This is a genomic window from Streptomyces umbrinus, from assembly GCF_030817415.1.
Lineage (GTDB): Bacteria > Actinomycetota > Actinomycetes > Streptomycetales > Streptomycetaceae > Streptomyces > Streptomyces umbrinus_A.
The window spans coordinates 12,197,142-12,210,533 of the sequence record NZ_JAUSZI010000002.1; the positions used below are offsets into that span (position 1 = coordinate 12,197,142).

The following is a 13,392-nucleotide window of genomic DNA, read 5'->3' on the forward strand; positions in this document are numbered from 1 at the left end:
TGACGGCGATCCCGACCGGCAACTACGTTGCTGAGGAGCGACCCGTAGTCACGACGAAGCGATCCCAGGAGCCGCTGATGTCCGAGAACCCGAGCAAGGCGCAACAGTCGGTCGTCGACCGCGCGACCTTCGAGCAGCAGTTGGAAGGGCTGCGGGCGAGGGAGAAGGCCCACACCCGCGAAGGCGACGCGATCGCCGCCGCGCGCCGCAGGCTCCCGATGGTCGAGGTGGCCGCAGACAGCCCGCTGCTGGGGCCGGACGGCCCCATGACACTCCTGGACGCGTTCGAAGGGCGACGCCAGATGATCGCCTACTACTTCATGTGGTGGCCCGGCCGGCCGGCCGCTGAGCAGTGCGAAGGCTGTACCTGGGTGATGAGCCACGTGGGCGAGCTGGCCTATCTGCACTCCCGTGACATCACCTTCGCCGTGTTTTTGTCAGGGGCGGAACACCGCCTACGGCTTCGCGGATGCGCAGACGTCGTACGAGGAGAGCCTGCGCTATCGCGCCTTCATGGGCTGGACGATGCCGTGGTACTCCGCCCAGCCCTCGCTTGAGTCGCTTCTTGTCGGCCGGGAGCTCGGCTTGTTCCACCTGGTGTGCTACCTGCGCGACGGCGACCGTGTCTTCGAGACGTACTGGACCAAACGTCGCGGGGCCGAGGCGGTGGACTACAGCTACGCGCTCATGGACCTCACAGTGTTCGGGCGCCAGGAGACCTGGGAAGACTCACCGGCAGGCTGGCAGCGCCTCGGGCACGCCACGCGGACCCTGGGCGGGGCTCCCGACTGGCCGCCGCTGTGGGAGGAGCGACCGGTTGGGCGTCCCACAGCACAGTGGCCGCGCGTCGACGCCGGCCGCTCTGATGACTTGGGCGCCACCGGCACCGGCCCGGCGGCCGAGTCCGATCACTGCCACTGATGGCGGATGGGCGATCGAGGACTACTGCATCGATGGGTGACATGTGACGTCCGAGAGTAATCGTCAAGATGCCTGTGGATCGGAGTGCCGTCTTCGCTTGCCGTGATCGGCCGGGCTTGGCCTGACGGTGAAGTCCGAGCTGGTGGACCAGGGGACCGACTCGCCTTGTTCGCGGTGGGCGATGAGGCGCCGGGGGTCATGGTTCGGGTCGATCAGCTTGCCGGCCAGGGCAGTCCGCCAGCGATGCGGCTGTGGCTTGAGGTGTCCGATGCCCGGCGCCTGGCTGGGGAACTGGCTGAGTGGGGCGTCCAACTGCTTGCCGAGCCCTTTGAGGTGGCCACGGGCTGGACAGTGGAGGTGGCCGACCCGTGGGGAAACGTGATCGGCCTGACCGACTACGTTAAGCGGCCGGAACTGGCGCGTCGCCGGGGTTAAGCGGCTGCGGGTGGGCTCTGGCCATCGAAGCGTTCGACGAGGTGGCCGCGTTCGAAGTGGGCGCCGGCGCGGACGAGGGCGACGAGGTGGGGTGCGTTCACAGCTCGCCAGCGGGTCTGGGTGGACTCGATGAGCTTGAAGACCATCGCGAGGGCGGCGGCCCGGCTCCCGGCACCCTTGGTGACCTTCGTTCGGAGTCGCGCGGTGGCGAGGGTCGATTCGATGGGATTTGTCGTAGGCAGGTGGATCCAATGTTCGGCCGGGTAGGCGAAGAACGCCAGCAGTTCGTCCTCGTCGTCCGTGATCCGCTTGACGACCTTGGGGTACTTCGCGCCGTACTGCTTGGCGAAGGCGGCCACCGCCCGCGCTGCGTGCGCGTTGTAGATGTCCTGGATCGCGCGCTTGGCCGCAGGCTGCGCGGGCTTCGGCAGGGCGTCCAGGCAATTGGCTGTTTTGTGAACCCAACACCGCTGGTGGCGGGTGGTGGGGAAGACCTCGCTCAAAGCGTTCCAGAAGCCGAGTGCGCCATCGCCGACGGCCAACACCGGGGCGCGCATGCCGCGGCGGGCGCAGTCGCGCAGCAGCCCGGCCCATGCCTCGGACGATTCGCGGTAGCCGTCGCTCATCGCGATGAGCTCCTTGGTGCCGTCGGCGCGCACGCCCATCAACACCAGCACGGCGGCCTTCGCCTCTTCCAGGCGGATGCGCAGGTGGACGCCGTCGGCCCAGACGTAGTCGGTGCTCGACAGGTCGCGATCCTGGAAGGCGGTGTGATCGGCCTGCCGCTGCGCGGTCAGCCGGGCCACCGTCGCCGGCGACAGGCCGGCCGATGAGCCGAGGAACTGCTCCAACGCGGGCACGAAGTCGCCGGTGGACAGGCCGTGCAGGTAAAGCAGCGGCAGCACCTCGCTGATCTTCGGGGACTTGCGGCACCAGGGCGGCAGGATCGCCGAGGAGAACCGCTTGCGCTCGCCGGTGCTCTCATCGACGCGCTTGTCGTTGACGCGCGGCGCCTTGACCTCGATCGATCCGGCCGAGGTGGTGACCTTCCGCGGCTGATGCGAGCCGTTGCGCACTACCAGGCGGCGACCGCCCTCGTCTCGCTCCTCGGCCAACTCGGCTATGTAGGTGTTGACTTCCGCTTCAAGAGCGGCGGCCAGCATCCGCCTCGCGCCCTCGCGGACGATCTCGTCGATCAGGGAGCCGTTCGGAGTAGAGCCATCGGTATTGACTACGCTCAGCACAGGGCGTGCCTTCCCGACCGACGTTCGCAGCGTCGGCCTACTCGGTGACCTTCAATCGATCACTCGGGAAGGTATGCCCTCCGCGCGCCTCCCGAGCCCCGATCCACAGGTACTGAGCATTGCTCCCGAGTTTGGCGGAGTTCGTCGACGTCGTACACCTGCGACAGCTCGTCGATGTGCCCGGTGTACTCGCGGCCGTACTGAGCTTGTTCCGCTTTGACGGACACCATCGGTGTGGTGGTCAGGCTGCGGGCTCGCGCGCGACTGCGGCTAGTGGTCCTACGGTCTCACAGATGTCGTGCCCCGGTGCGGGAGCCGGGCCGAGTGCCGAAGGGGTCGTGGTTGACGTCCGGATGCCTCCTACGCACCGACGAGGGCCGTGTTCTGGCACCCCGCAGGATGTTTGCGATGAACGGCCAGATGCCGAATGAGTTCCTCAGCGTCCCGATTGTCAGCGGGCTTCGCTGAGCCGGGACGCACGCATGAGATCGAGTTGGTCGGCGCCGCGGGTTCCCGGGGCCGCTGTGTAGGTGACGATGCGCAGGTCGACTCTCGGCAAGGTCAGCACGTCGCAGTCCAGGGTGACGTCGCCAAGCTCGGGATGGCTGATCGTCTTCAGGTCCCCAGCCAGCTGCTCCATGCCCGCCACGGCCCACAGTTCACCGAAGAACGGCGAGGCCCTGCGCAACCCGTCCACGAGAGTGGCCAGCTCCGGGTCGGCCGGATAGCGGCCGACCGCTTCGCGCAGGTCCGCGACGATCGCCGTCTCGAACGCGTACTGTCCGGCCGCCGATGAGACGGGGTACAGGTGCCAGCGCCCCTCTCCCGTGCCGAAGAGTGCGCGGGCGAGGTTGCGTTCGGCGGGTGGCAGGCCGGACGGGTCGCCGTGCAGAGCCGTCCACATGTCGTTCCACCACAGCAGGCTCCAGTCGGCGGCGAACACGCCGATCGGGAGGTCACCGAGGCGGGCGACGAGGCGGCGGATGCTCGGCGGCACGTGAGTGCCGACGGTGTGGTCGCGCGGGGCGAGCAGGCCGGCGGCGCGGAAGAGCTGGTCGCGTTCGGCCGGGGTGAGCCGCAGCGCGCGGGCGATGGCCGAGACCACCTGCGCGGAGGGATTGGTGGCCCGGCCCTGCTCCAGGCGCAGCACGTACTCGACCGAGAGGCCGGCGAGCTCGGCGAGTTCCTCGCGGCGCAGGCCAGGGGCGCGGCGGCGGGCCGACCGGGCGTAGCCAGCATCGGCCGGGTCGAGGCGGTCGCGCCAGCCGCGCAGTAAGGCGCCGAAGCTCAGGTCGCTCACTCCTCCATGATGCCACCGGGCGTTTCCTGCACCACGGTCACCATCCTGGTGAGTGCAGCGCGCATGTAGCGGGCCCAGAGCGGCTTGAACGGCCCCGCGACGATCCAGCGGCGGCCTGGCAGCGGCCGGAAGTCGTACGTCCACCGGATCGACGTGCCGGTGCCATCGGGCAGGAACGACCACTCGCCGCGCACCCCGGAGATCAGCTTGGCCAGCACGTTGGTGAAGCCACTCAGCTCATAGGCGAACCCGTGCCCCTCCGCGATCTCGGTAAGCCGCTCGTCGGCCTTGGAGCCGTCGGTGAACCAGGTCTGGCGCGACGTCCCCGGCCGGTTCCAGGTGCCGGTCTGGTCGCGCACTTCCGCGACGCCGGGGAACGGTCCCCACGGCTTGAACACCTGGGCGAGGTCGATCGGCACGATGACCTGGTAGGTGTGCGCGGGGCTGGACGTTGTACGGGCGAGGACGGTGATCGGGACACTCGTTTTGGTCATGCCACGAGCATCGCGGCCAGCGCCTGCCCGAGGCAGACACCTGTCAGTACATACCCTCGCGGTCTCGTCGTGTTCGCCGTGTCAACGGCGCAGTGGCCGTCGTGTCGTCGCCGGAGCGCTGCTGGCTGAGAAAGTTTGGCGTGAAACGCCATCCCGAAGGTCCGCAACCGATTATTAGGGCGTGTTGCGAAAGTGGATCAAGGTCGTGAAATGATCACGCCGTGGGGCGTGGTGATCTGACGAACGGCCAGTGGGCCCGGCTTGAATTGTTGTTGCCGACGGGCAAGAAGCCAGGGCGGCCGCCGACATGGACGCGTCGGCAGCTGATCGACGGCATACGGTGGCGGACCAGGACTGGTGCGCCGTGGCGTGATCTCCCAGAGCGGTACGGACCGTGGGACCGGGCCTGCGACCTCTTTCGACGGTGGCAGCGCAACGGCACCTGGAAGCGGATCTTCGAGCAACTGCAGGCGGAGGCCGATGCGAAGGGCCTGATCACCTGGGACGTCAGCGTGGACTCCACGATCGCCCGCGCCCACCAGCACGCCGCGGGGGCTCGCAAAAGGGGGATCTGCAGAAGGAGCCTCCTGGTGGCGTCGACACCGAGCCCGACGGCCACGGCCTCGGACGCTCGCGTGGCGGGTTGACCACCAAGCTGCACCTCGCGGTCGAGCAGGGGCAGAAGCCGCTGTCCCTGCTCGTCACCGCGGGCCAGAGGCATGACAGTCCGCAGTTCCAACCTGTAGGCATCCGGGTGCCCCGCATCGGCCCGGGCCGACCTCGCACCAGGCCGGACAAGGTCCGCGCCGATAAGGCGTACGGCTCTCGCGCAAACCGCGTCTACCTGCGCAGACGAGGCGTCCCCTGCACGGTCCCGGAGAAGTCCGACCAGGTCCGCAACCGCAAGAAGCTCGGCTCCCGAGGCGGCCGACCGCCCAAGTTCGACAAGGCCGACTACAAAGAGCGCCACGCGGTGGAGTGCGGGATCAACCGGCTGAAGCGCCACCGGGCCGTGGCCACGAGATATGACTGTGAGGATGGCGGTGCCGTCTCGGCGGTGGCCTGACCCGCGATACGACTGACTGTCTTGTCCTGAGTCTTGATCTGTCGGCCACTGTCCGGGACGGCGCTCGCTGCCGCCAGGCCGGCGGGTGTGTCCCGATAGGGGCCTTCGCGACAGGCACCGTCACAGTCCTGACCACCCTGCCAGCCCGGCGACGGCCACCAGCTCCGGTTCAATGGCAGGAGACCGATGACCAGTGCCAGCATGGCCCAGCCGATCCGTATTCACCATGACTGCCATCGTGAGGTAATCCTGGGTGTTGACACTCACAAGGATGCCCACGTGGCAGCCGTGATCTCGACCACCGGCAAGCTGATCGATTGCCGGAGCTTTCCCACCACGACCGATGGCTACCAGCAGCTGCTGGACTGGGCCCGTTCATCAGGCATGGCCAGCCGCGCTGGAGTCGAGTGCACTGGCTCCTACGGAGCCGCGCTGAGCCGCTTTCTGCGCACCAACGAGCTGACCGTCATCGAGGTGAACCAGCCGGACAAGGCAACACGCCGCCGTCGTGGCAAGACCGACACCATCGACGCCGAGGCAGCAGCCCATGCCGTGCTGTCCGGCCGAGCCACCGCGACGGCCAAGCTCGCTGACGGCCCCGTTGAAGCTCTCCGGCTCTTCAAGATGGCCAAGGTCTCCGCGGTCAAAGCTCGTACCCAGGCCATCAACCAGCTCAGGGCGGTACTCGTGACGGCCAGTCCCGAGCTGCGAGAGTCCCTTGACGGGCTGACCATCCCCAAACTGGTCCGAGCCTGCATGGCACTGCACAGGTCTACGGCCGGCACGGCGACAGCGGCCGCGGTCTTCACCCTGCGGCTGCTCGCCCGTCGAGTCGAAGAACCCGATCATGAGATCGCCGCTCTCAAGCAGCAGATCACCGACGTGATCAGGCAGCACATCCCGCAGCTGCTTGACTGCTACGGCGTGGGTCCGGACACCGCCGCAGCGCTACTCATCGCCACAGGCGACAATCCCGAACGGCTCCACAGCGAGGCTTCGTTTGCCGCGCTCTGCGGAGTGAGCCCGGTCGAAGCATCCTCGGGCAAGACGCAGCGCAGAAGGCTCAACCGGGGCGGTGACCGTCAGGCCAACTCGGCTCTCTACACAATCGTCCTTGCTCGACTCCGCTGGGAGACACGCAGCCGCAGCTACGTCGAGCGACGCATCACCGAAGGCAAGACCCGACGCGAAGCCATCCGCTGCCTGAAACGCTACGTCGCCCGAGAGCTCTACACGATCATCATCCGAGCCCATGCTCGGCCCCGCGAACAGGCCCTGGCAGCTTGACATCCATAGGGGCATCAAACTTGCCGTCCGCTATGAGGCAACAGTGCTGGTCGCAGCCATCAACGAGTGGCTACGACCAACAGCCTTCCCGCCGCCTCTCAAAGCCTGCCCAGCTGATCCTTCCGGACTCTCGTCGTGTCGGATGCCGGCCACCGATCACACGGGCTTGACCACTCGGAAGCGTTCGGCAACGACGAGAGTGTCATCGGTAATGTCGGGGGTGCGACCCAGGAACTCGCTCACGCCATCGCTCTGGAAGAACTCTTCGTGGGCTGCCCGCCACTGTGCAACATCGGAGTAGCCGCGCCCCTCGGCTCGCGCGAAGTCATCGTCGATTTCCTTCATGGGAACGACCCGTACGTCGACGAGTTCGATCGTGACGGCCGGACGACCCTCGGAATCGAGCACTGAGAACCGCTGGCCGCTCTGCGGCACTGCCTCTCCGGCGTGCTCATAGATCTCCAGGAGGCCTGTGAGCGCGGTCTTCTGACCGCTCAGGATCGCCGCCACGCCACGGTCACGTTCTGGTCCGGGAAAAGCGAGTTCAAGAGTCGGAAGATCGTCATGTCCCATCGGGAGATGGTACGAACCCGGGTCGCGTTGATCAATGGCCGCTTGTCCCGACCCCCACAGCAAGCACTTTCGCAACACGCCCTAGCTCAGACACCAGCCGCAGAACTCCTTGAAATGGTCCGAGGCCCGCCGCTACATGGGCCGTGAATTCCTCGCCAAGGCCCGCTCCACCCGATCGAGTCAGAAACCGGCGAGACGGCCCTGCCCACCGAACTCACCGCATAGCCGCAAAACGAGATCACCGAGTGGCCGTCGATACACCACTCCAGCGGACGTGACCGGGGCTGCTCGGCGTTTCGGCACCGGACGCAGGTGAGCAGGCGACCGCGATCCCGTCCGGGGGTCGCGGTCGCCGACCCCAACTCCCTTTGGAATAAACCCTCGTGACTTCCCTCACGCTGTTACACAGCCGAGGGGAGGCCGCGATCGGCCCGATACGGGACGGAGGCCTGCCGGAGGAATGACGGACTCATAATCCTCGTCGGAAGGGGCGGCCGGGCGTCGGCCGCCCCGCGAGTCCGCCGGGGCCGCGCCCGGTGGCAGACGGAAGTGAGTCCACCTTGCGCAAGTCAGTGAGCCGACGGGCGGTCACCTCCCTCGCGGGTGTCTGCGCGTTGGGAACCGTGTTCGCCATGGCACCCGTCGCCTCGGCGATCGTCGGGGGAGTGCCGGTACCGGACGGCGAGCGGCCCTTCGTCGTACAGATCGAGCAACAGGGCGACGACGGGACCTGGTCGCACTACTGCGGCGGAGCACTCGTCCACAGCCGCGTTGTCGCCACGGCGGCGCACTGCGCCAGGTTCGCCGAGCAGGGCATGGTCAAGATCCGGCTGGTCCTGGGGCGGACCGACTCGAGCACGCCCGGCGGAACAGTGGTGACCGGCGACCGCTTCTCCGTCTACAGCCACCCCGACTTCGACACCGCGACCAACACGGACCTGGGGCTCATCGTGCTCGACAGCTCGGTCGACCAGCCTCGCGCGGCCCTGCCACTGCTGGGAACGCAGCTGCGGCCGGGGCGTCTCGTACGCGCCGCCGGTTGGGGACGTACCGATCTCGCCGATCCGAACAAGCCGTCCCGTATGCACGAAGTGAAGTTGCCCGTCAACAAGTTCGACACGGAGGGCGGTGCCTGGGACAAGGAGTTCATCTGCGCGGGCACCGCCGAATCCCGGGTCGGCCCCGGGGACAGCGGGGGACCGTTGTTCGATACGAAGGCCTCCGGCAAAACGGTCGTGTACGGGCTCGTGACCGGCGACACGAACACCTGCACCGGGCTCTTCACGAACCTGGCCGACCCCACCATCTGGAAGCCGTTCCGCGACCCGCTCGCCTCTCATGGGCTCGGGCACGTCATCCCGGACTGAACCACACGGGTGGCGTACTGGGTCAAGGCGCTCCCTTCGGGGCGGCTTCACTTGGATTCGATTCGACCCAATGGATCGACGCTCTCCGACAGGGACTCTTGCGCTGCCGACCAGTCGTCATCCTCAATGCCGAGTGCACGGCGAAGGCAGGCCCAGGTGACCTGCTGGATCAGGGCTACACGCTCGAGGCTTTCGTCTGTTGCTTCCCGGACCTCGTAGCCCGCGATCCCGCCGAGAGATCGCCGATACGCGGCTGATACACGGTTGAGCCTGGGCGGAGGCACGGTTCTGGCAGGGTGAGAGAGCCCCCGAACCTACCTCCGGACGGAAAAGATGCCCGCTTCAGCAGCTGACGGGGGCGCGCCCGTGTCCATGCCCGCGCCCGTGACGATCCTGCTCGTCGAGGACGACGCGGTGATCCGCAGATCCGTCACGATGGCGCTGGAGCGCTACGGCTACCGCGTCACCGCTGCCGCCGACGGCCTGACCGGACTCGAACTGTTCCGGGAGGGCCGGCACGACCTGCTGTTGCTGGATGTGATGCTGCCCGGCCTCGACGGCATCGGGCTGTGCCGCCGGATCCGGGAGACCAGCGTGGATCCCGTCCTGATGATGTCAGCGCGCGGCGACGTCCTGGACGTTGTCTCCGGCCTGGAGGCAGGGGCCGACGACTACGTGGTCAAGCCCGTCGACACCGCCGTGCTGGTGGCCCGGATCCGTTCGCTGCTGCGGCGGGCCACATTCACCCCGGCCCCCGGCCCGGCGGCCGGGCCCGTGGCCGATCGTCCGGGCCTGTCGGACCAGCCGGACCCGCCGGACCGGTCGGGGAGGCCCGGCCGCGACCGGCACGCTCGGCTCGTCTTCGGCGACCTGGTCATCGACACGGGCGGCCTGGAGGTGTTCCGGGCCGGTGAACCGGTCGCGCTGGCCCCCACCGAACTGCGGCTGCTGCTGGAGTTCGCCGCGAACCCGGGCATCGTGCTGGACCGGCAGACCCTGCTGCGCGACGTGTGGGACTACGGCTGGGACGGCGACAGCCGCGTGGTCGACCTGTGCGTGCAGCGCCTGCGGAAGAAGATCGGGGCCGAGCGGATCGAGACCGTCCGCGGCTTCGGCTACAAGCTGCGGCGCTGACGTGGTACGCGCGCTGCCGCACTGGCGTTCGCTGCGCTGGAAGATCGCGCTGCTCGTCACCGTGGCGTGCTGTGCCATCGCGGTGACCGTCGGGCTGCTGGTCCACCGCAGCACCCTGGAACGGTCGATGAACGACGGTGCAGCCAAGGCCCTGACCCAGTTGGCCGACGCTGTGGAGGACTACGAGCGGGACGGCGTCCCGCCCGACGGTCTGGTCGTCTCGCCCGGGGAGATGCCCGACGAACTCCTGCGCCGTCTCCAGGACCGGCAGGGCAGGGCGGTCGGCTCCGCCACCTGGTACGACGGCGACAGCCCCGGCGACCACCCCTCGATGTGGGCCGTTCGGACCCTCCGTGGCGCTCCCGTGGCGGTGAGCGCCGACATGACCTCCGACCTGCTCACCCGGCGGGCGCTGGACCGGCACATGTGGAAGTACTCCCTGGCGGCGCTGGCGGTCGTCGTACCGCTGTCGGCGCTCGCCGCCGAGTTGCCGAACCGGAGGCTGCGCCGGGTGGCGCGGACCGCCCGCCGGATCGCCGGGGGCGACCTGGCCGCCAGGACCGCGGCCGGTGGCCGGGGCGGTGACGAGATCACCGAGATCTCGGCCACCGTCGACTCGATGGCCGACAGTCTGCGCGAACGTCTGCTGACCGAGCAGCGCTTCACCGCCGACGTCGCCCATGAGTTGCGTACGCCACTCATGGGCTTGGTGACCGCGAGCGGGCTGCTTCCCGAGGGCGAGACCACCGACCTGGTGCGTGACCGGGTGGGGGTGCTGCGGACGCTGGTGGAGGAGCTGCTGGAGATCTCCCGGCTCGACGCGGGCGCCGAGCGGGCCGAACTCAGGCCCGTACCGCTCGCCGACATGGTCGGAGAGTCCGTGGCCCGCACCGGGCTGGACACGCGGTTCACCGCCACCGGTGCCCTGTCGGCGGAGACCGATCCGCGCCGGCTCGACCGGATCGTCGCCAACCTCGTCGTCAACGCCCACCGGCACGGCCGCACGCTCGTCGAGGTCGAGGTGGCCGGGACGACCGTGACCGTACGGGACCACGGCCCGGGCTTCCCGGCGGAGCTGCTCGCGGACGGCCCGCAGCGATTCCGCACGGGTGCGTCGGAGCGCGGCCACGGGCACGGCCTCGGGCTGACCATCGCGCTGGGGCAGGCCCGGGTCATCGGGGCGTCGCTGGAGTTCGCGAACGCTCCCGATGGCGGGGCGCTCGCCACCCTCCGGCTGCCGCCCGCGGGCTGACGCCGAACGGCCGATACCGAACGGATGCCCGGCCGAGCGGTGCCCGATCCGTGGCCGGAGCCGAGCGGAGATCCGCCCCGCGGAAGGTGGTCGACGTGCGTGAACGCCGCGCACCCGCCCCCTTGGAGGTGTCCCTCCCATGTCACCGGTTCCCTTTTCCGGAGAGCCCGGCGCAGGCCGGGCCCAGCCCTCGTGGTCCACCGGCTCATGGCTTCCGCCCCGCCGGCATGACCGGTCCGGGCGGCGCTTCACGGCCGGCCTCGCCGCGGGCGCCACCGCACTGGTCACCCTGGCGGTCCTCGCCGTCGCCGTGCTCACCTCCGGCAACAGCCCGGGAACCGGAGCGGGTTCGCTGCCGTGGCCGGCGGAGGGGCAGACGAGCGTGGTGGTCGAGGGCATCGGCGCCCACGGTGCCCTCGGTACGCGGGGCGAGCGGACACCGGTGCCGATCGCCAGCGTCACCAAGGTGATGACCGCCTACGTGATCCTCCGCGACCGTCCGCTGCACACGGGCGAGGACGGCCCCCTCGTCACCGTCGACCGGACCGCCGCGAACGAGTCCGTCTCGGGCGTGGAGTCGAGCGTGCCGGTCAGGGAGGGTATGCGGCTGAGTGAACGACAGCTGCTGGAACTGCTGTTGATCCCCTCCGGCAACAACATCGCCCGGCTGCTGGCCCGCTGGAACGCCGGCTCGCAGGAGGCCTTCGTCACGAAGATGAACCGGGCCGCCCGTGACCTGGGGATGCGCCACACCACCTACACCGGCGCCAGCGGCATCGAACCCACGACCACCAGCACCTCGGCCGACCAGCTGAGGCTGGCCCGCCGGGTCATGCGCGACGAGGTGTTCCGGACCATCGTCGCCATGCCCAGCACCACCGTGCCCGGTGTCCCCGGGACGATCCGCAACACCAACACCCTGCTCGGCACGGCGAGCGTGATCGGCCTCAAGACCGGCTCCAGCACTCCCGCCGGCGGCGCCCTGATGTGGGCGGCCACCGCGTCCGACAAGGACGGCCGGGACCGGCTGATCCTCGGAGTGGTGCTGCACCAGCGCGCCGGTACCGACCCCCGGCAGGGGCTGCGGGCCGCTCTCGCCACGAGCCACGCGCTGATCGAGGGCGTACGGCGATGGCTGTCGACGACCTCGCCCGGAACACGGTGAGACGGCAGTGACAAACTCCCTCGACACCGCGCCCGCCCGGCCGGAACCCGATTCCATCCGCCCGCGGAACGAGGACACCGGCGTCCGGCGGCCGCCGCTGGTCCTCGGCTCGCTCGCGGTCCTGGCCACGCTGGTGATGCTGGGCCACGCCCTCGTCCCCAACCGGGTCGGCCGTCTCGGCAGCCTCGTCGAGACCTTCCTGCCCTGGACGGGTCTGGCCGTGCCGCTGCTGCTCCTGTGCACGCTGGCTCGCCGGTCCAGGGCCGCCGCCGTGTCCGTGGCCGTGCTGCCGGCCGTCGTCTGGTGCTCGCTCTTCGGCGGGACACTCGTCGACAAACGGGAGGACGGCGGCAACCTGACCGTCGTGACGCACAACGTCAACGAACACAATCCGCGGCCGGTGCGCACCGCCCGTGCCCTGGCCGCCTCCGGCGCGGACGTGGTGGCTCTCGAAGAGCTGGGCGGCCCGTCGACAGCGGCGTACGAGAGAACGCTGGCCGGCACCTACCCGTACCACTCCGTGCAGGGCACGGTCGGTCTGTGGAGCAGGTATCCGGTCGCCGACGCCCGTGCGGTCGACATCGCGCCCTGGCCACGTGCCCTGCGCGCCACCGTCCGCACGCCCGAGGGACCGGTCGCGGTCTTCGTCGTCCATCTGATGTCCGTCCGCTTCACCGCCGGCTCGGGGTTCACCTCCGACGCACGTGACGCGGCCGCGCGGCGACTCGCCGCCGCCGTGCGCGCCGAGCCGCTCCCCCGCACGATCCTCGTGGGCGACCTGAACGGCACGACCGACGACCGGGCGTTTTCCGGGCTCACCTCCCAACTGCGGTCCGTGCAGGCTGAGTCGGGCGCGGGGTTCGGTGCCAGCTGGCCGGCCTCGTTCCCGGTGGCCCGGATCGACCACATCCTCGTACGCGGTGTGGAGCCGCGGTCGGCCTGGACCCTCCCGGCCACCGGCAGCGACCACCTGGCGGTGGCGGCGTCGGTGCGGGTGTGAGCGCGGGCTTCCGGAACGGCCAGCTTGATCTCCTGGAACTGGCTGCCCCTGCGCGCTTGCGCTCCGAGCGCGTAAGGGCAGCCCTCCGTTCCCGCCTTCTCTCAACGGAATGTGCCCAACGTCCCTCACCCCCTGAAGCGCCATAACCTGCGCG

The 13,392-nt window shown here is 69.2% G+C and carries 12 protein-coding genes and 1 pseudogene; 9 read left to right on the forward strand and 4 right to left on the reverse strand.

Features of this window, described 5'->3' with window-relative positions:
* Window positions 1-77 precede the first annotated feature (77 nt).
* Window positions 78-921: pseudogene (locus QF035_RS54665) on the forward strand (DUF899 family protein).
* A 165-nt stretch (window positions 922-1,086) separates the two neighbouring features.
* Window positions 1,087-1,356 carry a VOC family protein gene (locus tag QF035_RS54670; protein WP_307530660.1) on the forward strand — a complete coding sequence of 90 codons (270 nt, stop codon included), beginning with the start codon at window positions 1,087-1,089 and terminating at the stop codon, window positions 1,354-1,356.
* Here QF035_RS54670 and QF035_RS54675 read toward each other — a convergent pair.
* The 3 genes from QF035_RS54675 to QF035_RS54685 form a co-directional block, all read right to left on the reverse strand.
* Complete coding sequence (locus QF035_RS54675; RefSeq protein ID WP_307530662.1) at window positions 1,353-2,600, reverse strand: IS256 family transposase; 1,248 nt, start codon at window positions 2,598-2,600, stop codon at window positions 1,353-1,355. The two genes, QF035_RS54670 and QF035_RS54675, sit on opposite strands and share 4 nt — an antisense overlap.
* A gap of 451 nt (window positions 2,601-3,051) precedes the next feature.
* Complete coding sequence (locus tag QF035_RS54680) at window positions 3,052-3,900, reverse strand: helix-turn-helix domain-containing protein (RefSeq protein WP_307530664.1); 849 nt, start codon at window positions 3,898-3,900, stop codon at window positions 3,052-3,054.
* Window positions 3,897-4,394, reverse strand: a complete 498-nt coding sequence (locus tag QF035_RS54685) for an SRPBCC family protein (RefSeq protein WP_307530666.1) — start codon at window positions 4,392-4,394, stop codon at window positions 3,897-3,899. Before QF035_RS54685 ends, QF035_RS54680 begins: the two co-directional genes overlap by 4 nt.
* A gap of 221 nt (window positions 4,395-4,615) precedes the next feature.
* On the opposite strand from QF035_RS54685, the gene QF035_RS54690 reads away from it, so the two are divergent.
* Both QF035_RS54690 and QF035_RS54695 read left to right on the forward strand, forming a co-directional pair.
* A protein-coding gene (locus QF035_RS54690; RefSeq protein ID WP_307530667.1) for an IS5 family transposase occupies window positions 4,616-5,460 on the forward strand; the annotation gives its coding sequence in 2 pieces (ribosomal slippage) (window positions 4,616-4,960 and window positions 4,963-5,460; 843 coding nt in all).
* Between the two features lie 186 nt (window positions 5,461-5,646).
* Complete coding sequence (locus QF035_RS54695; RefSeq protein WP_307530670.1) at window positions 5,647-6,747, forward strand: IS110 family transposase; 1,101 nt, start codon at window positions 5,647-5,649, stop codon at window positions 6,745-6,747.
* A 156-nt stretch (window positions 6,748-6,903) separates the two neighbouring features.
* On the opposite strand, the gene QF035_RS54700 is transcribed toward QF035_RS54695, so the two are convergent.
* The gene (locus QF035_RS54700) at window positions 6,904-7,320 is read right to left on the reverse strand and encodes an ASCH domain-containing protein (protein ID WP_307530672.1); all 417 of its coding nucleotides are present in this window, start codon (window positions 7,318-7,320) and stop codon (window positions 6,904-6,906) included.
* Window positions 7,321-7,880: 560 nt separating this feature from the next.
* Here QF035_RS54700 and QF035_RS54705 point away from each other — a divergent pair.
* The 5 genes from QF035_RS54705 to QF035_RS54725 all read left to right on the forward strand — a co-directional run bounded on the left by QF035_RS54705 (window position 7,881) and on the right by QF035_RS54725 (window position 13,238).
* Window positions 7,881-8,687, forward strand: a complete 807-nt coding sequence (locus QF035_RS54705) for a S1 family peptidase (protein ID WP_307530674.1) — start codon at window positions 7,881-7,883, stop codon at window positions 8,685-8,687.
* 372 nt (window positions 8,688-9,059) lie between these two features.
* Window positions 9,060-9,821 carry a two-component system response regulator CseB gene (gene cseB / locus QF035_RS54710; protein ID WP_307530676.1) on the forward strand — a complete coding sequence of 254 codons (762 nt, stop codon included), beginning with the start codon at window positions 9,060-9,062 and terminating at the stop codon, window positions 9,819-9,821.
* A gap of 1 nt (window position 9,822) precedes the next feature.
* Window positions 9,823-11,073, forward strand: a complete 1,251-nt coding sequence (locus QF035_RS54715) for a sensor histidine kinase (RefSeq protein ID WP_307530678.1) — start codon at window positions 9,823-9,825, stop codon at window positions 11,071-11,073.
* Between the two features lie 139 nt (window positions 11,074-11,212).
* Entirely contained in the window at window positions 11,213-12,238 is a 1,026-nt protein-coding gene (locus tag QF035_RS54720) for a D-alanyl-D-alanine carboxypeptidase family protein (RefSeq protein ID WP_307530680.1), read from the forward strand.
* A 55-nt stretch (window positions 12,239-12,293) separates the two neighbouring features.
* Complete coding sequence (locus QF035_RS54725; RefSeq protein ID WP_307532030.1) at window positions 12,294-13,238, forward strand: endonuclease/exonuclease/phosphatase family protein; 945 nt, start codon at window positions 12,294-12,296, stop codon at window positions 13,236-13,238.
* The last annotated feature ends 154 nt before the right edge of the window (window positions 13,239-13,392 follow it).

What these genes read in the sequence shown, in the direction of transcription:
- QF035_RS54700 (WP_307530672.1), bottom strand. Translation starts at nt 7,320, where the DNA reads ATGGGACATGACGATCTTCCGACTCTTGAACTCGCTTTTCCCGGACCA.
- QF035_RS54720 (WP_307530680.1), top strand. Translation starts at nt 11,213, where the DNA reads ATGTCACCGGTTCCCTTTTCCGGAGAGCCCGGCGCAGGCCGGGCCCAG.
- QF035_RS54685 (WP_307530666.1), bottom strand. Translation starts at nt 4,394, where the DNA reads ATGACCAAAACGAGTGTCCCGATCACCGTCCTCGCCCGTACAACGTCC.
- QF035_RS54695 (WP_307530670.1), top strand. Translation starts at nt 5,647, where the DNA reads ATGACCAGTGCCAGCATGGCCCAGCCGATCCGTATTCACCATGACTGC.
- cseB (WP_307530676.1), top strand. Translation starts at nt 9,060, where the DNA reads ATGCCCGCGCCCGTGACGATCCTGCTCGTCGAGGACGACGCGGTGATC.